This is a genomic window from Xanthomonas sp. D-36-1 (assembly GCF_017746155.1).
In the GTDB taxonomy this organism is placed as follows: domain Bacteria; phylum Pseudomonadota; class Gammaproteobacteria; order Xanthomonadales; family Xanthomonadaceae; genus Xanthomonas; species Xanthomonas cissicola.
Genome location: NZ_JAGHWR010000006.1, coordinates 64,718 through 83,603, shown reverse-complemented (window position 1 = coordinate 83,603; position 18,886 = coordinate 64,718). Strand labels below are relative to the sequence as shown.

The following is an 18,886-nucleotide window of genomic DNA, read 5'->3' as shown; positions in this document are numbered from 1 at the left end:
GCATCGCGCAGCCACGCATCGCCGCGGTGCAGATGGCACATGCATGCGCGCAGGCCAACGGACCTGCACGGCATAATGCGCGCCTCAATGGAGAGTACGCATGCATAGCGGTGGTCTGGAACTGGCCTTGGTGCTGATGCTGGCCGCCATCGTGGCAGTGCCGGTGTTCAAGCGCTTCGGCCTGGGTGCGGTGTTGGCCTACCTGGTCGCCGGGGTGGTGCTCGGGCCCGATGGCGTGGGTGTCGTGCAGGATGCCGAACGCATCAGCGGCGCGGCCGAGATCGGCGTGGTGATGCTGCTGTTCGTGATCGGGCTGGAACTGTCGCCGGCGCGCCTGAAGGTGATGCGCCATTCGGTGTTCGGCGCTGGCGCCACCCAGGTGCTGGTGACGGCGGTGATCCTGGGCGGCTTGTTGATGGCAGCCCAGCTGGGCTGGAAGAGCGCGTTGATCGTCGGCGTGGCGCTGGCGCTTTCATCCACCGCGGTGGGGCTGCAATTGCTGGCCGAACGCAAGGCGCTGAGCAGCGACTACGGGCGGCTGGCATTTGCCATTTTGCTGTTCCAGGATTTGATTGCGATCCCGTTGCTGGCGGCCATCCCGCTGCTCGGCGGCAGCAAGAACGCAACGCTCCAATGGCAGGACGTGGCCAAGGCGATGGCGGCCCTGGCGCTGGTGATCGTGTGCGGGCGCCTTGTGTTGCGTCATCTGTTCAACGTGGTGGCGCGCACGCGCATGCCGGAAGTATTCACCGCCAGCGCCTTGCTGGTGGTGCTGGGCACCGCCTGGATCATGCAGGAGGCCGGACTGAGCGCCAGCCTGGGCGCCTTCATCGCCGGCGTGTTGCTGGCCGATTCGGAGTTCCGCCATGAACTGGAATCGCAGATCGAACCGTTCGAAGGCTTGCTGCTGGGCCTGTTCTTCATCTCGGTGGGCATGGGGATCGATCTCCACCGCGTGGTGGCCGAGCCGTGGCTGATCGCCGCGGGCGTGGCGATGTTGCTGGTGGTGAAGTTCTCGCTGCTGGTCGGCATCGGCAGCGTGGCCAAGCTGCCGCTGCGCAGCAGCCTGATGCTGGGCAGCGTGCTGTGGCTGGGCGGCGAATTCGCCTTCGTGGTGTTCAACGAAGCCGACCGCGTGGGCCTGCTGGAACCGGCCAATCACGATCGGCTGGTCGCCATCGTCGGCGTGTCGATGGCGCTGACGCCGCTGTTGCTGCTCGGCATGCAACGCATCCTCAACGGACCGCTGCGTGCGCGCGCACCCAAGACCGATCGCCCGTTCGACACCATCGATGCGCAGACCCCCAAGGTGCTGGTCGCCGGCATGGGCCGCTTCGGCCAGGTGGTCGCGCGCCTGCTCACCGCACGGCATGTGCCGTTCGTGGCGCTGGAACACAACCCCGACACGGTGGAAGACCTGCGCCGCTTCGGCAGCCAGCTCTATTACGGCGATCCCACCCGCCCCGAGCTGCTGCGCGCTGCCGGTGCCGAGCGCATCAAGGTGTTCGTGATCGCGGTGGACGACCCGGAAACCAACATCAAGACGGTGCGACTGATCCGTCGCCTGTACCCGCAAGCCACCGTGCTGGCGCGTGCACGCAACCGCCAACACGCCTGGAAATTGATGGACCTGGGCGCAGAACCGTTCCGCGAGGTATTCGCCTCCAGCCTGGAACTGAGCGAGCGCGTACTCACCTCGCTGGGCCTGGGCGAAGCCCTCGCACACGATCACGTCAAACGCTTCCGCCAGCACGACGAAGACCTGCTGCGCCGCCAGCACCTGGTCTACGACGACGAAGCCAAGGTCATCCAGACCTCGCGCGATGCACGTGCTGATCTGATGAACCTGTTCGAAGCCGACGTCAGGGCGGATGTGGATGCTGAGCCGGCGCCGGTAACGCCCGATCGCTGAGCCTTGCGCAGGAGCGCGCTTGCGCGCGATGAGGCCTTACCGGTAACCCCGCATCGCGCGCAAGCGCGCTCCTACAGGGATTTTCTGCACACACAGCCGCCGCACGATCGCAGCGGCTGCATGTTGATCGCATCACTCAGCGGCGCGGTATGCGCACTGCGGTCTTGCTGGCCGACTTCTTCGCTGCGCTCTTGCCAGCCGCAGCGTTGCTCACGGCCTTTACAGCTGCTTTTGCGACCTTCTTCGTCGCGCGCTTGGTGACGGATGTCTTTGCCACCTTGCCAGGCGAACCGGCTGCGCCCTGAGTGGATTTTGCAGAAGGTGCGGCGGCACGTTTGGGTGTCGCCTTACCCGCTTTCTTCGCGGTCTTTTTGGTGGTTTTCTTAATCGGCGTGGCAGCGCCAGCACGCGCCTCCGGCGGCCGCCGCGGTGGGGGTTTGCGCCCGGGGGTGAGGGCGCGCCAGGCGTGTCCGCCATTCATTGCCAGCAGTGCATCGGCGGCCGAGGGACCGGCGCTGCCTGCCGCGTAATTGGGGAAGTCGCTTGGGGGTTGTTTCCATGCATCCAGGATCGGTTGCACGATGCGCCATGCGCCTTCCACCATGGCCGCATCCTGGAACAGGCCGGCCTCGCCGTTCATGCAGTCCTGCAGCAGGCGCTCGTAGCCCACCGTGTATTCCTTGGGGAACCAGTCGCGGTAACGGAAGTCCATGCGCACCGGTGCCAGTGCCACCTGCGCGCCCGGGCGCTTGACGTCGAACTGCAGCGAGATGCCCTCATCCGGCTGGATATGCAGCACCAGCCAGTCGGGGCCGTAGCCGCCCACCTCGGTGCTGCGGAACGGCGCCAGCGGTGCCGGCTTGAAGCGAATGGCGATCTCGGTCGTGCGTTCGCGCAGGCGCTTACCGGTGCGCAGGTAGAACGGCACGCCGGCCCAGCGCCAGGTGTCCACCTGCAACTTCATCGCCACATAGGTTTCGGTGTCCGAATCGTCGGGCACGGTGTCTTCTTCGCGGTAGCCCGGCACCGCATTGCGATTGACCGCACCGGAGGCGTATTGCCCGCGCACCACGTCTTCGGGTTTGATCGGGCGCACCGCTTCGATCACTTCGGCGCGACGGCGATGCATCGCCTCGGTGGTGAAGGCCGCTGGCGGCTCCATCGCAATCATCGCCAGCAGCTGGAACAGATGGTTCGGCACCATGTCGCGCAGGCAGCCGGTGGGGTCGTAGAACCGTCCGCGCCCTTCCACGCCGATGGTTTCGGCCGCGGTGATCTGCACATGGTCGATGCGGTCGCGGTTCCACACCGGCTCGAACAAGCCATTGGCGAAGCGGAAGGCGAGAATGTTCTGCACGGTTTCCTTGCCCAGGAAATGATCGATGCGGAACACCTGATCCTCGTGAAGCACCTTGGCGACCGTGGCATTGAGGTGCTGGGCACTGGGCAGATCGTGGCCGAAGGGTTTTTCCACGATCACCCGGCGCCAGCCTTCGCCTTCGCGCTGCTTGACCAGGCCAGCCTCGCCCAGGTTGAGCAATACCGGCTCGAAGAAGCGCGCGGCGGTGGCCAGATAGAACAGGACATTGCCCTGCGTGCCGTAGCGCTTGTGCAGCTTGTCCAGCACGCCGCCCAGTGATCGATAGGCTCCCTGATCGGTGAAGTCGCCGCGCAGGTAATGCATGCGTTCGCGCAGCCAGTCCCAGGTGGCGGTGTCGAATTCGTCGGTCTGGAATTCGGCATCGCGACTGCTGAGCAGCTGCGTCATCGACTGCCCCATGTTGGTCCGCCACGCGCGCTCGCTGATGTCGCCATGGTCCATGCCGACAATGGCGAAATCATCGCCCAGCGCACCGGAACGGCGCAGGTTGTACAGCGCCGGCATGACCAGGCGCTTGGTCAGATCGCCGCGTGCGCCGAACACCACGATGATGCACGGCGGTGTGGTTGCTTGCTCACTCATGGATGCGTTTCCTTTTCGCCCATGCGTCCATGCAGGCGCAGTGCCGCATTGACCAGGGCCACGTGGGAATACCCTTGCGGGAAGTTGCCGAGCATGCGTTTGCTGCGCGGGTCGTATTCTTCGGCGAGCAGACCCACGTCGTTGCACAGTTCGAGCAGACGTTCGAGCAGCGCACGCGCCTGGTCGGTGCGGCCGATCAAGGCATAGTTTTCCACCAGCCAGAAACTGCAGGCCAGGAAGGTGCCCTCGCCGGCCGGCAAACCGTCGGCGCTGTCGTCGGCGCGATAGCGCTCGACCAACCCGTCGATGGTCAGATCGCGTGCTATCGCATCGGCAGTGGCGGCGATGCGCGGATCGTCCGGCGGCAGAAACCCCACGATGGGAATCAGCAGCAGCGAGGCATCCAGCCGATCCGAGCCGTAGCTCTGTACGAAATGGCCGTCCGGGTGCACGCCTTTTTCCAGCACTTGCGCGCGGATTTCTTCGGCGAGCCGGCCCCAGTGCGCGCGTTTCCCAGCATCTGCATTGGTGATGCCGTCGCGCGCGCCGCAGTCGAAGGCCAGCCACGCCATCACCTTGGAATGCACGAAGTGGCGGCGCTGGTCGCGGATTTCCCAGATGCCCTCGTCAGGTTCGCGCCAGAGGGTTTCCAACGTTTCCAGAATCTTTTCCAGCAGCGATGCAGACGAACCGTCGTCGTCCGACGGCAGGCCCACGCCCTTTTCGCGGGCGTAATGAAACGCACCGATCAACTCGCCATACACATCGAGCTGGAACTGATCCACCGCGCCGTTGCCAATGCGCACCGGGCCGGAATGTTCATAGCCAGGCAACCAGTGCGCTTCCCACTCCTGCAAGCGGCGTTCGCCGGCAATGCCGTACAGCGCCTGCAATTGATCCGGCGAACCGGCAATGGTGCGTTGGACCCAATCGCGAAAGGCTGCCGCTTCGTCGCGGCACCCGGCCTGCAACAACGCGATCAGCGTGAACACCGAATCGCGCAGCCAGCAGTAGCGATAGTCCCAGTTGCGGGTGCCGCCCAGATGCTCCGGCAACGAGGCGGTGGGCGCGGCGACAATGCCGCCGGTGGGCAGATAACTCAGCCCCTTCAGTACCACCAACGAGCGGCGCACCTGCTCGGTCCATGGCCCGACATCGGTACAGCGGCGCGCCCAGCCGTGCCAGAACGCGGTGGTGCGTTGCAGTGCCTGTTCGGCGTCGATCAAAGGCGGCGTGGCTTGATGGGATGCGCCGTGGCTGAGCAGGAACCAGGTGCTCTGACCTTCGCGCAGGGTGAAGTCGGTTTCGGTGCCCATGTCCTGGCCGCGCAGCGTCTGCGGCGAACGCAATGCCAGTTGATCGGGGCCGGCGATGGCGCGGATACCATCGACGATGCGCGTCACCCATGGCACCGTGCGGCCGTAGTTGAAGCGGAAGGTCAGGCGCATGTGCATCGGCACGCTGCCCTGCACGCAGCGCACGATACGCACCAGATGCTGATGGACTTCGCCGTTTTCGCTGGCGACCATGAAGTCGATCAGCTCCACCGTGCCGGTGTCGGTGATCATGCGCGTGCACAGCACCAGACTATCGTCCTGGTAGGCGCGCTCGGTGCGGAAGTCGGCGGCCGGCGACAACGTCCATTGCCCGTGTTGTTGATCGCCCAGCAACGATGCGAACACCGCATCGGAATCGAAGCGTGGCAGGCACAGCCAGTCGATGGTGCCGCGGTGGTCGACCAGGGCCGCGCTGTGGCAGTTGCCCAGCATGGCGTGATCCTCGATACGCACGCTCATTGGTGGGCGCCTCCTTCCGGCGAAAGAGCGCGCAGTCTTGCATGGGCCGTGTCGGGATCAGGTTACGAATGCGCGGGCAAACGCAGCAGCGGTGGCACCGTGTGTTCCAGGCGACGTATCAGTGCCGGATCCATGTACGCATAGTCGTCGGGAATGTGCAGACAGATCATCCGGCAATGGCGCAGGTGCGCGGCGAAGCGTTGACGCAGCAATTGCAGATGGCGGCGTTCCATCGCCAGCACCACCTGCGCTTCCTGCAACAACTCCGGGGTGACCTGCACGTCGGCATCTGCGGCCAGCCCGGCCGATTGCGCCTGCACGCCGGGCCAGTCGGCGAACACGCGCTCGGCGGTAGGGCTGCGCAGGCGGTTGCGGCTGCACACGAAGAGCACCCGCAGCGGTTGCCCGCCGCGCTGGCTCAGCGGCCTTCGCGCAGGAAGCGCGCCATCGACGAAACGCCCGGCAGCGCCGGTTCGAACTGGCCGGCTACATCGATGAAGCCACGCATGATGGCGATCTCGCGCGGGGTGCGGTTGAGCGCATCGCGACGGTCGGCATCGGCGCCGGCCCGCAACAGGCGCTGCACCAGCAGCGGCAGGCCGTGCAGTGCAGCCAGATGCAGCGGGCCGAAGCCGCGCTGGTCGGCCACATCCAGCGAGACATCTTCGTCGAGCAGGCGTTCGACCCCGGCCAGCACCACCTGCTCGTCGCAGGCGGTGCCCGGTTCGGCACGCGCGCCCAGCAACAGCAGCAGCGGGCTGACCCGGCCACCGGCCAGGTCGTCCGGGTCGGCGCCGGCCAGCAGCAAGGTATCCAGCAGAGCCAGCAGCCGGTTCTTGTCGCGCGCGGTAAAGCCGTACAACGCCGCGCAATGCAGCGGCGCCAGCCCCTGATTGTCGGTGGCGTGCACGTCGGCCGCGGCAGTGAGCAGGCGCGCCACGATGTCCGGCAGGCCCAGCGCGCAGGCCAGCATCAGCACGGTGACCCCGCCCGGCAGGCGGTGCTCGATCTGCGCACCGGCGTGCAGCAAGGCGGCCACGATCTCGGTCTGGCGCATGCTCACCGCCGCCGACAACGGCGTGGCGCCGCTATTGGCCGCGCGCTGCGGATCGGCGCCGCGGCCGAGCAGGTGCGCGACCACGCCAAGATGGCCACCACCGGCCGCACGCAGCAGCGCGGTGCAGCCTTGGGCGTCGACGGCGTCGACGGTGAGGCCGAGATCGATCAGGCGACGCACCGCATCGGTATCGCCGGTCATCGCGGCGGCCGGCACATCCGCTTCGCGCAGTGTGCGGCGCGGCAGCGACCAGATGCGCCAGTCCAGCCAGTCGGCCAGATCGCGGCGGCCGATCGACAGCGCCACGCCCAGCGGGGTCTGCCCGTCGGCAGCGCGCGCTTCCGGCGAAGCGCCCTGCTTGACCAGCAGTTTCAGCGAGGCATCGCGGCCCAGCGCGGTGGCCAGATGCAGCGCCGTCATGCCGTGGCTGTCGCGCGCTTCGCGGTCCACGCCATGTTCCAGCAACCACTGCTGCAGGCGCAGCCAGCCCAGCCGCACCGCCAGCGACAACGGCGGATCGCCTGCGGCCGACGGCGCGAAGGGGTCGGCGCCGCGTTCGAGCAGTTCCAGCGCGAACTGTTCCAGCCCACGCGATGCCGCATCGTGCTGCACGCAGGCACTCAGCAACCGGGTCAGGCCACCGGCGCCAGCCGGCGAGACGCCATGCCGCAACAATGCCTGCAGCGCCGGTACCGCCTCCACGCCGCGCGAGAGCAGCGCAAACATCGGCACATCGCCGCAGGCGTCGCGCACTTCGGCGTCGGCGCCGTGGCGCAGCAGCCAGTCGACCGCCTCGGCGTTCAAGGCCAGGTGCGCGTCGTGCAGCAGGCCGCCCAGTTCTTCCGGTGCGCATAGCCGCGCCAGCGCGACCAGGCCGTCGCGCTGCCCGAGCTGCAGGCCTTCGCGCAGCAGCACCAGCGGCGGGCGATCGGGCAGTACGGCAACGCCAGGCGTGTCGCCCTGCGCGTCGCTGACCGCGGCCGGCAACGGGTAAGCGGGATCGAGCAGTTGCACGATCGCCCAACGTCCGGCCTCGGCGGCCACATCCACCGCGCGACGGCCATGCGCATCCACGCTGTCGGCAGGCACCTGCAGGTCCAGCAGGCGGCGGATCAGCGCCGGCGAGACGTTGTCGGCGGCGCAGGCCAGCATCAATGCGTTGCGGCCGTCGCCATCGATGGCCAGCACATCGGCCTTGCGCGCGACCAGGCGTTCGAGCACGGCGCTACGTGCCTGGCGCGCGGCATCCAGCCACGGCGTGCGGCCCAGCAGATCGCGTGCTTCCAGATTCGCCCCGGCCGACAACAGCGCCTCGACGATGTCGCCGTGGCCGGCCAGCGCGGCTTCGTGCAGCGCACTGCGACGCTGGCGGTCGCGCGCATCCACACGCGCCTTGTGCTTGAGCAGCAACTGCACGCCGGCCGGGTCGTCTTCTTCGGTACCGGCTGCCGCCAGCAGCACCGGGGCGCCGCCCTCCGGCTCCGACTGCGCGCCGCGCTCCAGCAGGAATTTGGCCAGCCGCCAGTTGCCGACCTGGCAGGCCATCGCCAACGGCGAATGGCCTTCGTTGTTGAGCGCGTCGAGCTCGGCGGCGGCATCGCGCAACAGCGCGGCCACGCCCGGGTCGGAACTGCGCACGGCGTGATGCAAGGGGGTGTTGCCGTCGTTGTCGCTGGCGCGCGGGTCGGCGCCGTTGGCCAGCAAGGTCATCACCGCATCCGGGCGGCCGTGCCAGCTGTCGCGGGTGGCGGCCAGCAAGGGGGTCATGCCGCGATGCGGTTGATTGACGTCGACGCGGCGCACGATCAACTCACGCAGCAGGCGCAGATCCGGCAGTACGGCCGCCAGCGCCGGCAGGCTGCGTTGATCGCGCCATTCCGGCAGCGGCAGCGCCTGCGGGTCGGCACCGGCCTCGAGCAATTGCAGCGCGCGATCCACCCGGCCACCGCGCGCGGCCTCGAACAGTTCGGGCACCAGCTGGTGCTGGGCCACCGGTTCCAGCGGGCGCGGTTCGGCGGCGGCTTCGGAGAAGAAATCGGCGGCCTGGCGCGTGTGCGGCACATCGCTGCGCATGGGCGCGGCGGTGCGTTGCAGCAGCAGATGGGCCACCGGCAACAGCACACCGGCAGCCACCGCCAGACCCCAGCGCAGGCCGCCGGACAACCAGCCCGGCCAGGCCAGCACCACGGCCAGCGTGCACATCGCCAGCACCAGTGCGGCCGCCAGCAGGCCGCGCCAGGCATGCAATTCCTGCGCGGCCAGCGCCTGCCAGCGTGGCGCCAGCGCGCCACCGTCGCGTTCCACCTCGCCCCACAACGGCCAGGTCCGCCACAGCCCCAGCAAGGCCGCGCTGACTGCGACGCTCAGCGCCAGCGCGGCCGCCAGGCTGCCGCTGTCGCGCAGGGCGGTCAGCGGCCAGCTGATCAGCGCCGCCAGTGCCAGCAGGCCCACGCCCCAGATGGCCAGCAACGGCGGCAGCGCCTGCGCGATCGCACGCGGCTGGCCCGGCACTGCGCGCGTCCCACGTGCCCACGACACCGCCAGCGCGAACGCCGGCTGCGCCAGCCACAGGCTCAGTGCAGCGACCACGCCGCCAAGGCCGCCGAGCAGGCAGAGCGCCACGCCAGCCGCACCGGCCAGCGCTGCGGCGCGCATCCGTGCGCCACGCACAGGCTCAGTCATGGTCGCACTCGCCGGCGAGCACGATGGTCTTGGGCAATTGCAGATAGAAGCCGTGCTTGCCCAGCGCCTCGCGCACCGTGGCCGCATCGGCCTGCGCCAACCGGCGCTCGGGCGTCAACGCCACATCCAGCACGAACGTAAACGGCGCCAGCTGCGCCTGCACGGCGGCAGGAAGACCGGAGAAATCGTCACGTGCGGCGAGATAGACGAAGGTGTCCTGCTTGCGTTGGCTTTTATAGACGTAGGCGTGCATGCGCGCGTGGTCGCGCTCTGAAGAGAGATGTGTCGCGTCGATTGTGTCGCAATTGCGGCGACGGCGAAAGCGCGGCCTGTGCGAAAAATCCCAGCCGCGTCAGACACATGACGGTGACGTTCAGTTGCGCCGTCCACGGGACCCACGCGCGCCATCGATATACTGACCGCACTTTTTGCCAGCCAGACCATCGTGAGCCAAGCGCAGCATTCGTCCCAGATGGCCCCGGTTGCCGTCACCGCGTTCACTTCCACCACCGCGCTCGGTGCCGGGCTTGCCGCCCAGGCCGCCGCGTTGACCGCCCGACGCAGCGGCCTGCGTCGCAACGATTTCGGCGCGCAACCGCTGCTGCCATGCTGGGTTGGCCGCGTCGATGGCGTTGAAGACGTTGTACTGCCCGATTCCCTGCAAGCGTGGGATTGCCGCAACAACCGCCTGGCCTGGCTGGCCCTGCAGCAGGACGGGATGGCGCAGGCCGTGCAGGCCGCTGCGCAGCGCTACGGCGCCGAGCGCGTGGCGGTGATCATCGGCACCTCCACCTCCAGCATCGGCGCCAGCGAAGAAGCCTATACGCGGCTGGTCGACGACGCCGACGGCGCGCGCTTCCCCGAGGATCTGAATCGCCCGATCGTGCACACCCCGCATTCGCTGGGCGACTTCGTGCAGCACGCCACCGGCCTGCGTGGCCCGTGCGCCACCGTGGCCACGGCCTGTTCGTCCAGCGCCAAGGTGTTCGCCCAGGCGGCGCGGCTGATGGAGGCCGGCGTGATCGACGCGGCGCTGGTCGGCGGTGTGGACACCTTGTGCGGCAGCGTGCTGTTCGGCTTCAACTCGCTGCAGGTGGTGGCGCCGGAGATGTGCCAGCCGTTCGATGCACGCCGGGTCGGCCTGAGCCTGGGCGAGGCCGGCGGCTTTGCGCTGCTCGAACGCCCGGCCGCCGCACCGGATGCCACGCTCTGGCTGTACGGCTACGGCGAATCCAGCGATGCGCACCATATGTCGGCGCCGCATCCGCAAGGGCTGGGCGCGCAGCTGGCGATGCGCGGTGCGCTCGACCGCGCCGGTCTGGAGCCAGCCGCGGTGGGCTATCTGAATCTGCACGGTACCGCCACGCCGGCCAACGACAGCGTGGAAGCCGCCGCAGTGGCAGCGATCTTCCCCGGCACCTTGCACGCCAGTTCGACCAAGGCCTGGACCGGCCACACCCTGGGCGCGGCGGGCATCGTCGAATCGGTGATCGCACTGCTCGCGCTGCGCGACGACGTGCTGCCCGGCACGCTCAACAGCGACATCCCCGACCCGGCCTGTGGCCCGCAGATCCGCTTCGACAACGCCCATGCCCGCATCGACTACGCCATGAACAACTCTTTCGGTTTTGGCGGCAACAACTGTTCGCTGCTGTTCGGGCGGGCCCGCTGATGCTGGCCGCGACCATCGAAGGGATCGGCTTCTGGACCCAGGGTCTGCCCAACTGGGAAGCTGCCAGCGCCTTCGCACGCGGCGGCGCGCTGCAGGAAACCCCCGCCCGCCCGGCGCCGCAGCTGCTGGCCGCCAACGAGCGCCGGCGGGCACCGGACACGGTCGCCGTGTCGCTGGAAGCTGCGCTGGCCGCCTGTGGCGCCGCCGGCCGCGATCCGGCCAGCCTGCCGTCGATCTTTACTTCTACTTACGGCGATCTGGCCATCTCCGACTATATGTGCACCACGCTGGCCAGCGACCCGTTGGCGATTTCGCCAACGAAGTTCCACAACTCGGTACACAACGCCGCAGCCGGCTACTGGACCATCGGCGCCGGCGCGATGACCCCGGCCACGGCGATGAGCGCCAGCCTGGGCAGCTTCGCGCAGGGCCTGCTGGAAGCGCTGGTGCAGCGCGCTGCCGGCGCGCAGGCCGTGCTGCTGGCCAGCTACGACGCCCGTTCGGTCGGGCCGCTCGGGCGTGTCGCCCCCAGCCAGGGGCTGCTTGGTAGCGCATTGGTGCTGGGCACGCCCGGCCAGGCCGGCAAGCCGCAGCTGCACGCACATCTGGACGACGGCGCCCCCTCGCCCGGCGATGGCGCGCTGTCGCGCCACATCGCCGGCAATGCAATGGCGCCGATGCTGCCGCTGCTGGACCTGTTGGCCGGCAATGGCGGCAGCGTGGCGCTGTATGCCGCACCGGGCCGGGTGCTGCGCGTGGAGATCCGGCCATGAGCCGGCAACCGCTGAGCCGCGAGGACACCGCCATCCTGGTGCCGGCCTTGAACGAGGCGCTGCGCATCCGCGAAGTGGTCACCGACGCGCTGACCTATTGCTCTCGGGTCATCGTGGTCGACGACGGCTCCGACGACGGCACTGCCGAGTGCATCGCCGGCATGCCGGTCACGCTGATCCGTCACCCGCAGCGCATGGGCAAAGGTGCTGCCCTGCGCAGCGGTTTCGCCGAAGCACAGCGTCTTGGCATGCGCGCGGTGATGACCATGGACGGCGACGGCCAGCACAAGGCGGCCGATTTCCCGCGCCTGCTGGCCGCCGCCAACCGCCACCCGGGCTGCGTGATCATCGGTGCGCGCATGCGCAAGCGCGCCACCCAGCCCACCATCCGCCGCATCGGCAACGACTTCGGCGACTGGGGCATTGCCTGGGGGTGCGGCTTCCGCTTGATCGACAGCCAAAGCGGCCAACGGTTGTATCCGGCCTCGGTGTTCACCCTGCCCAACGTGCCGGGCGAAGGCTTCGTATTCGAAGCGCAGCTGCTGATTTCGGCCGCACGCCAGGCCGGCGCGCGCGTAGTCGCCGTGCCGATCGAAACCCGCTACGCCGGTACCTCGCCGGGCACCTTCCGCAAGAGCCATTTCCGGCTGGTGCGCGACCTGTGGAATATCACCTCGCACGTGGTCAAACAGGTGTGGGCATACGGCCATGTGTGGCGCGAATATCGCCGCGTGCGCGCCAACCCGGTGATCGTTGACGATCCCGATGGCGAATTTGCTACTGTCCCTGCGGTCACCAAGAGCAATCACTCCTCATGAATGCACCGCGCGCCGATGTCGTGATCACCGGGGGTGGCCTGGCCGGCCTGAGCCTGGCCTTGCAACTGAAGCAGCGCGATCCGGCGCTTGCCATCACCGTGCTGGAACGGCGCGCGCATCCGGTCCGCGAGGCCGCGTTCAAGGTCGGCGAATCCACGGTGGAAATCGGCGCGCATTATTTTGCCGACGTACTGGGCCTGCGCGAGCATCTGGAGTCCGAGCAGATCCGCAAGTTCGGGTTCCGCTTCTTCTTCTCCGACCAACGCCACGACATCGACCGCTGCACCGAACTGGGCGTGAGCAAGATCCTGCCCACGCCGTCCTGGCAGATCGACCGCGGCCGCTTCGAAAATTTCCTGGGCGAACGTGCGCGTGCACAGGGCATCGCCTTCATCGACAGCTGCAGCGTCAAGGGCGTGGACCTGTCCGAAGACGACACCGACCACGCCGTGCGCTTCGAACGCGATGGCACGCCGGGCACGCTGGGTGCGCGCTGGGTGGTGGATGCCAGCGGACGCGCCGGCCTGCTCAAGCGCAAGCTCGGCCTGGCGCAGGACAACGACCACAACGCCAATGCCGTGTGGTGGCGTGTGGAAGGCCTGATCGACCCCAACGGCTGGTCGCAGGACAGCAGCTGGCTGCAGCGCTGCACGCCACCAGACCGCTGGCGCTCGACCAATCACATGTGCGGGCCGGGCTACTGGTTCTGGCTGATCCCGTTGTCGTCGGGTGCGCATTCGCTGGGCATCGTCTGCGATGCAGACCTGCATCCGCTGGAGGGCATGAACACCCACGAGAAGGCGATGACCTGGCTGCGCACGCATCAGCCGCAGGTCGCTGCCACGCTCGACCAGGCCGATTACCGGCTGCAGGACTTTCTGTTCCTGCGCAACTTCTCTTATGGCTGCAAGCAGGTGTTCTCGCCGCAGCGCTGGGCACTGACCGGCGAAGCGGGCGTGTTCCTGGATCCGTTCTATTCGCCCGGCAGCGACTTCATCGCCATCTCCAACACCTACATCTGCGAATTGATCGGCCGCGACCGCGCCGGCAAATCGCTTAGCCCGTATGTGGAGCTGTACGAGCAGCTGTATTTCTCGTTCTACGAAAACACCCTGACGCTGTATCAGGATCAGTACGCGCTGTTCGGCGACGAGCAGGTGATGCCGGTCAAGGTGATCTGGGATTACACCTATTACTGGTCGTTGCTGGCGCCGCTGTTCTGCAGCGGGCGCATCGCCCATCTCAGTCTGCTCTCGCGCATGAAGAACGACTTCCTGCACGCGCGCGACATGAACCTGGCAATGCAGCAGGTGCTGCACGATTGGGGCGTGCGCAATACCGCCCAGGGCATCGCCACCGGCAATGGCCGGCTGCTGGACCAATACCTGATCGGCTGGTTCAACGACCTCAACGGCGCATTGAACGACACGCTAGACGATGATGCATTTGTCGCACGTGTCCACGGCAATGTCGCGCAGATGGCGGTACTGGCGCGCGAGATCCTGCAACAGGCACGCCAGCGCTACCCGGACCTGCCCGACCACGGCCTGGAGTCATTGACCGCCTGCGCCAACGGCGAGGCGATTCTTACTGCGGCCTGGTACGCCGACGCGGCGTGAGCTTTAGAGCAGCTACACGGCAAGTTGGCATGACCTGCACTTCTTGACCCTCGCGTGATGCGCCACCGTGATCTGGTCATGATGATCTGGTCATGAAAATAAAAGAGACCGGAGCTGAGCCAGCAGTTGCTCGTGAGCATGCGCACCGGCCATCCAGATTGGCCCTTGCCGCCTCACCGCCGCGGGACCTTACGCGGCATGGATGCCGCGTAAGCGCTTACCAGGACATGCTTGCAGCGTGTCCTGCGACGGTGGGCCGGCAAGGGCCCTGCAGCGAACGTCGCAGACCAGCCGCTCTCAGCCCATGCCACCATTGACGCCAATCACCTGGCCATTGATGTAGCCGGCCACGTCCGAGCACAGAAAGGCGACCAGCGCGGCCACTTCATCGGGCTTGCCGACGCGGCCGGCCGGTACCAATTGCTTGATCGCCTCCGGCGCGAAACTGTCGCCGACCATCTCGCTTTCGATCACGCCGGGCGCGACCACATTCACTGCAATGCCGCGGCTGGCCATTTCGCGCGAGAGCGACTTGCTGGCACCGTGCAACGCGGCCTTGGCGGCGGCGTAGTTGGTCTGCCCGCGATTACCCAACACGGCCGCCACCGACGACACGCTGACGATGCGGCCCCAACGCGTGCGCGCCATCGGCAGCAGCAACGGCTGGGTGACATTGAAAAAACCGTGCAATGACACGTCGATGACGCGGTGCCACTGCTCGGCATTCATGCCTGCCATCGGCGCGTCGTCATGGATGCCCGCGTTGTTGACCACGATCTGGATCGGGCCAGCTTCCAGCAAGCTCTCCAGCGCCGCCGAACTTGCCTGCGCGTCGGCCACATCGAAGGCCACTGCCTGTGCGCTCCCGCCATCGGCCACGATCGCGGCAACCACCTCGTCCGCACGCGCCAGGTTGCGGTTGGCGTGCACGATCACATGCCGGCCCTGCGCAGCCAGGTGGCGGCAGATCGCACCGCCAAGATCGCCGCTGCCGCCGGTAACGATGGCGCGTCGTGCAACTGAGTTCATAAGGCAAGGACCGCATGCGCAGGGTGGGAGCGTTATCGTAGACCAACCCGCCTGCGCGCAGACAGACACGCGCATCGAAGCACGCGGCGGTGGCGCATTTTCTCGACCAGGCCGCACATCGGACAGTGGGCGCTTGAGCGCCATCGCGTCGGATTGCTAGCGTTTCGACATGCGCGATCGTGCGCGGCGACAAGGAGCGGCACCACATGAGCGCAGTGACCCTGATCGAACTGGGCAAGCAGGGCGAGGATGCGATGAACGCGTGGCTGCAGTTACATGGCTTCAGTTATGTGGCCATCTGCCAGGCGCCGGAGACCTTCGCGCCGTTGTTCGGCACAGCGGTCAAACGGCCGGATTTCCTGCTGCTGGAGTCGATCGGCTTGATCGCCATCGACGTCAAGAACCGCAACAGGTACAAGAACACCTGCTACAGCCTGCCCTATGAGGATGAACTCAGACGCGCGGTGGCGTTCGAGCGGCTGTTCCGCATTCCGGTCTGGTACGCCTATTTCAATCGCGAAGACGCTGGCCAGTCCTTCCATTGGATCAGCGCCTTGAAGGCACTCGAAGTCGGCGAGATCAAGACGCCGCACGATGGCAGTGCGGAATTCCTGTCGATCGGTCTGGAGCATTTCGAGCATCTGCACAGCGGCGGCGACATCGCGCGGCTGTATGCGCATCGCCTGCCCGGCGTCGGCAATCTGAGCGCGCTGATCGCGGCGAAGACACCCGTCAATCCCTGAGCGCAGGCCTCAGGCGGCGCCCAGCATCACGGTGGCGCGTCCTTCGGCAAGCAATTGCTCGCCATGGGTCAGGCGAAAACTGTATTGCTGGCTGTCCTCGCCCTGCATCAACACCTGCGCCTGGCAGTCGATCGCATCCGGCAAGGTGTCCAGATACATCACGTGCACCTCCACGCTACGCAGCGCTACCAGCATGCCCGGGCGTACCGGCTTGCCGGATTCGCGGCCCAGCAACCCGCCATGCACGGCCATGGCCTGCGCGCCGTATTCGCACAGATGCAGCGCGCGCAAACGCGCGTTGCTACGCAACGGATGCGCATCGCTGCGATGCGCGTGACTGCGCAGCACAATGCGCTGCGCATCCCACTCGATCACTTCTTCCCACAGGCACATGCTGCCCTGGTGCGGAATCAGCGCAGCGATTGCGTCACGTCCCTGCATGCGGTTCTCCGTTCGCGGTGCGCTCCAGCGCCGGTTCGCGCGACACCAGCAAGGCCAGAATGAAATTGAACAACACGCCCAGCGCCACTGTGCTGCCGATGGCACGCAAGACCGGGATGCTGGACGCGGCCAACAGCGCAAACACCAGCAACGTCATCAGGCTGCAGACGATCAACGCATGCAGCGTACGCAGTTGGTCGGCGTGATCGTCGCCGGCATGATCGAAGAACAGCGCGTAATCCAGGCCCAGACCAGCGGCCAGGATCAGCGCGATCAGATGGAACAGATTGAGCTCCACCCCGGCGCCGCGCAGGATCGCCAGGATCAGCACCGTCGTCAGCGCCATCGGCAGCAATACGCGCACGATGCGGCGCGGGCTGCGCAGTGCGATCGCCACGGTCACTGCCAGCAACAAGGCAGCCAGGACCAGCGCACCGAGCACGCGTCCGCGGTAGGCGGCCACCAGCGATTCGGAGGCGTCCTTCAGATCCAGCAATTGCGCGCCGCTGCCTTGCACGGCGGCCGCCAACACCGCCGGATCGCGCAGGCCGGTCAACGACACCAGCGCGGTGCTGCGATCGCCACGGCCAAGCAGCAAGCCACCGACCGACGTGGCCAGCGGTGAGCCGCTCAAATCCTTCGGTCGCAGCGGTGCGGCGCGCTTGGCGGCGTCCAGATCCTGCAGGAACGGCGCAAACGCATCGCTGCGGAATGGCGTCGTGGCCACAGCACGCTCGGTCAGCGCGCGCGCCTGCGCAGCATCGGGCAATGCGGCCTGTCGCGCACGCTGGGTCCTGGCACTGGGCAGATAGCGTGCCGCCATGTCGTAACCGAGCAACGCACCATCGCGCACCAGCGCATCCAGACGCGGGCGCAATTGCTCGCTGGCCTGCAACGCCGCCTCATCGCTGGCTGCCGGCAGCGCCAGCACGTAACGCACGTCCGGCGCGCCCAGTTCCTGACGCAGATGGGTGTCCTGCGCCAATGCCTTGGGCGGCACGGGGGTTAGCTTCGACAGATCGTTTTGCCAGAACTGCCCCGGCGCGAACACGATCACCGCAATGCCGATCACGGCCATCACCGCCAGGCTGATGCGTGGCCGCGGCAGGCGCGCAATGCCACGCCACAGCACCGCCAGCAGGCGCGAGTCCGCGTAATCGCGCGGGGCCGGATCGATCAGGGCCGGCAACAGCCAGCGCGTGGTGACCGCGGCGGTCGCAAGGCCGGCGATGGTGAACACCGCCAGCTGCCGCAGGCCGTCCACGCCGGAGAACAGGAAGGTCACGTAGGCAATGCAGGTGGAGACCACCCCGGTGGCCAACGTCGGCCACAGATGCCGTGCGTTCTCGCGCGGATCCAGACCGGGACGCTGATGACTGAACAGGTGGATCGGGTAATCCTGCACCACACCGATCAGCGTGAAGCCAAATGCCACGGTGATGCCGTGCACGCCGTCGAACAGCAGCGCCACCGCGCCCAGGCCGGCCAGACCGGCGCTGGCCAGCGGCAACACGCCAAGCACCGGAATCTTCCAGCTACGGTAGGCCACCAGCAGCAGCAACACCAGGCCCACCGTATCGAGCGTGCCGATCCACTGCGCCTCGCCCTGCGTGCGCGCGGTGATTTCCACAGCGAATGCGCCCGGTCCGGTCAGCGTCAGCTGGGTGGCGGTGCCCTTGCTGACCTTCGCGAAGGCCGCTTGCACGGCGTCGTAGGCCAACTGCTGGCCGGTGGGGTCGAAGCCTGCCGCGCGGGTCTGCACGATCAACAGCGCCGAGGTGCCGGCGCGATCGAACCACACGTCATTGCGCGTGCGCGGCATCACTGCCGGCTGCAGGGTGTCGGCCAGATGCAGGAGTTCCATCGTGGGGTCGCGCGGCAGCAACGGCTCCACCATGGCCGCCGCCGGCGAGCCCAGATCCTGCACGCGCGCCTGCAACGCCGCTTCCAGCGCGGGCGCGTCGAGCGGGGTCTTGTCGAAGCTGTCGCTGAGCAGATAGCGGTACGGCAGCAAGCGCTTGGGAATCGCCTCCAACCCGGCATTGCCGCCATTGCCGACCAGTTCGAACAACGCCGGCTGTGCGGACAGCGCTTGGTGCAGTTGCTGCGACTGCTCGGCCAAGGTGACCGGATCGCTGTTGGACAACGCCATCAGCAGCAGCCGCGATCCAGGGCCTTCGCCGAGTTCTTCGATCAACAATTTTTGCGCCGGCGTGCGCGGGGCAGGCATGAACTTGCGCAGATCGCCGGTGACCTTGAGCGTTTCGCTCAACCAGAATCCGGCGACCGCCAGCAAGGCCAGCCACAACAGCGCCAGGCCGATGCGGCGGTTTGCATTCAATTCAAGCGCCATGGTGTGCGTGTCCTGCTACAGCGGCCGA

Annotated in this window: 14 protein-coding genes; 6 read left to right on the top strand and 8 right to left on the bottom strand. The window is 67.3% G+C overall.

What is annotated here, in order from left to right:
- The first annotated feature begins 100 nt into the window (after positions 1-100).
- Positions 101-1,912, top strand: a complete 1,812-nt coding sequence (locus J7367_RS02135) for a monovalent cation:proton antiporter-2 (CPA2) family protein (protein ID WP_057660747.1) — start codon at positions 101-103, stop codon at positions 1,910-1,912.
- A gap of 136 nt (positions 1,913-2,048) precedes the next feature.
- Here the strand turns inward: J7367_RS02135 and zwf are convergent, their stop codons facing one another.
- From zwf to J7367_RS02110, 5 genes are all read right to left on the bottom strand, one after another.
- Positions 2,049-3,875 (bottom strand): glucose-6-phosphate dehydrogenase, encoded by a 1,827-nt coding sequence (gene zwf / locus J7367_RS02130; protein WP_022560275.1) that lies wholly within the window; start codon positions 3,873-3,875, stop codon positions 2,049-2,051.
- Positions 3,872-5,671: a glycoside hydrolase family 15 protein gene (locus J7367_RS02125; protein ID WP_057660750.1), complete on the bottom strand. Its 1,800-nt coding sequence runs from the start codon at positions 5,669-5,671 to the stop codon at positions 3,872-3,874. Before J7367_RS02125 ends, zwf begins: the two co-directional genes overlap by 4 nt.
- Before the next feature lie 62 nt (positions 5,672-5,733).
- Positions 5,734-6,063, bottom strand: coding sequence for a hypothetical protein (locus J7367_RS02120; RefSeq protein ID WP_007969218.1), 330 nt, complete (start codon positions 6,061-6,063; stop codon positions 5,734-5,736).
- Between the two features lie 26 nt (positions 6,064-6,089).
- Positions 6,090-9,410 carry an ankyrin repeat domain-containing protein gene (locus J7367_RS02115; RefSeq protein ID WP_057660752.1) on the bottom strand — a complete coding sequence of 1,107 codons (3,321 nt, stop codon included), beginning with the start codon at positions 9,408-9,410 and terminating at the stop codon, positions 6,090-6,092.
- Positions 9,403-9,663 carry a YcgL domain-containing protein gene (locus tag J7367_RS02110; protein WP_017156303.1) on the bottom strand — a complete coding sequence of 87 codons (261 nt, stop codon included), beginning with the start codon at positions 9,661-9,663 and terminating at the stop codon, positions 9,403-9,405. Before J7367_RS02110 ends, J7367_RS02115 begins: the two co-directional genes overlap by 8 nt.
- A 219-nt stretch (positions 9,664-9,882) precedes the next feature.
- On the opposite strand from J7367_RS02110, the gene J7367_RS02105 reads away from it, so the two are divergent.
- Genes J7367_RS02105 through J7367_RS02090 form a run of 4 tightly spaced genes read left to right on the top strand, consistent with a single transcriptional unit; the run spans position 9,883 to position 14,292 of the window.
- The gene (locus J7367_RS02105) at positions 9,883-11,082 is read left to right on the top strand and encodes a beta-ketoacyl-[acyl-carrier-protein] synthase family protein (RefSeq protein WP_057660754.1); all 1,200 of its coding nucleotides are present in this window, start codon (positions 9,883-9,885) and stop codon (positions 11,080-11,082) included.
- Positions 11,082-11,855: a beta-ketoacyl synthase chain length factor gene (locus tag J7367_RS02100; protein ID WP_007962540.1), complete on the top strand. Its 774-nt coding sequence runs from the start codon at positions 11,082-11,084 to the stop codon at positions 11,853-11,855. The genes J7367_RS02105 and J7367_RS02100 overlap by 1 nt, the downstream gene beginning before the upstream one ends.
- Positions 11,852-12,673 (top strand): glycosyltransferase family 2 protein, encoded by an 822-nt coding sequence (locus J7367_RS02095; RefSeq protein ID WP_007962538.1) that lies wholly within the window; start codon positions 11,852-11,854, stop codon positions 12,671-12,673. Before J7367_RS02100 ends, J7367_RS02095 begins: the two co-directional genes overlap by 4 nt.
- Positions 12,670-14,292, top strand: coding sequence for an NAD(P)/FAD-dependent oxidoreductase (locus tag J7367_RS02090; RefSeq protein WP_057660757.1), 1,623 nt, complete (start codon positions 12,670-12,672; stop codon positions 14,290-14,292). Before J7367_RS02095 ends, J7367_RS02090 begins: the two co-directional genes overlap by 4 nt.
- 297 nt (positions 14,293-14,589) lie before the next feature.
- Here the strand turns inward: J7367_RS02090 and fabG are convergent, their stop codons facing one another.
- Positions 14,590-15,321 carry a 3-oxoacyl-ACP reductase FabG gene (gene fabG / locus J7367_RS02085; protein ID WP_007967045.1) on the bottom strand — a complete coding sequence of 244 codons (732 nt, stop codon included), beginning with the start codon at positions 15,319-15,321 and terminating at the stop codon, positions 14,590-14,592.
- Between the two features lie 206 nt (positions 15,322-15,527).
- Here fabG and J7367_RS02080 point away from each other — a divergent pair, with 206 nt between their 5' ends.
- Complete coding sequence (locus tag J7367_RS02080; RefSeq protein WP_209028893.1) at positions 15,528-16,064, top strand: hypothetical protein; 537 nt, start codon at positions 15,528-15,530, stop codon at positions 16,062-16,064.
- Between the two features lie 9 nt (positions 16,065-16,073).
- On the opposite strand, the gene J7367_RS02075 is transcribed toward J7367_RS02080, so the two are convergent.
- Together J7367_RS02075 and J7367_RS02070 are read right to left on the bottom strand one after the other, a co-directional pair.
- Complete coding sequence (locus J7367_RS02075; protein ID WP_057660760.1) at positions 16,074-16,505, bottom strand: hotdog family protein; 432 nt, start codon at positions 16,503-16,505, stop codon at positions 16,074-16,076.
- Positions 16,492-18,858 carry an MMPL family transporter gene (locus J7367_RS02070; RefSeq protein ID WP_057660763.1) on the bottom strand — a complete coding sequence of 789 codons (2,367 nt, stop codon included), beginning with the start codon at positions 18,856-18,858 and terminating at the stop codon, positions 16,492-16,494. Before J7367_RS02070 ends, J7367_RS02075 begins: the two co-directional genes overlap by 14 nt.
- Positions 18,859-18,886 lie beyond the last annotated feature (28 nt).

Coding starts and splice junctions, on each gene's coding strand:
- J7367_RS02125 (WP_057660750.1), bottom strand. CDS start 5,671: ATGAGCGTGCGTATCGAGGATCACGCCATGCTGGGCAACTGCCACAGC.
- J7367_RS02080 (WP_209028893.1), top strand. CDS start 15,528: ATGAGCGCAGTGACCCTGATCGAACTGGGCAAGCAGGGCGAGGATGCG.
- J7367_RS02135 (WP_057660747.1), top strand. CDS start 101: ATGCATAGCGGTGGTCTGGAACTGGCCTTGGTGCTGATGCTGGCCGCC.
- J7367_RS02115 (WP_057660752.1), bottom strand. CDS start 9,410: ATGACTGAGCCTGTGCGTGGCGCACGGATGCGCGCCGCAGCGCTGGCC.
- fabG (WP_007967045.1), bottom strand. CDS start 15,321: ATGAACTCAGTTGCACGACGCGCCATCGTTACCGGCGGCAGCGGCGAT.
- J7367_RS02110 (WP_017156303.1), bottom strand. CDS start 9,663: ATGCACGCCTACGTCTATAAAAGCCAACGCAAGCAGGACACCTTCGTC.
- zwf (WP_022560275.1), bottom strand. CDS start 3,875: ATGAGTGAGCAAGCAACCACACCGCCGTGCATCATCGTGGTGTTCGGC.
- J7367_RS02105 (WP_057660754.1), top strand. CDS start 9,883: ATGGCCCCGGTTGCCGTCACCGCGTTCACTTCCACCACCGCGCTCGGT.
- J7367_RS02070 (WP_057660763.1), bottom strand. CDS start 18,858: ATGGCGCTTGAATTGAATGCAAACCGCCGCATCGGCCTGGCGCTGTTG.
- J7367_RS02090 (WP_057660757.1), top strand. CDS start 12,670: ATGAATGCACCGCGCGCCGATGTCGTGATCACCGGGGGTGGCCTGGCC.
- J7367_RS02100 (WP_007962540.1), top strand. CDS start 11,082: ATGCTGGCCGCGACCATCGAAGGGATCGGCTTCTGGACCCAGGGTCTG.
- J7367_RS02095 (WP_007962538.1), top strand. CDS start 11,852: ATGAGCCGGCAACCGCTGAGCCGCGAGGACACCGCCATCCTGGTGCCG.
- J7367_RS02075 (WP_057660760.1), bottom strand. CDS start 16,505: ATGCAGGGACGTGACGCAATCGCTGCGCTGATTCCGCACCAGGGCAGC.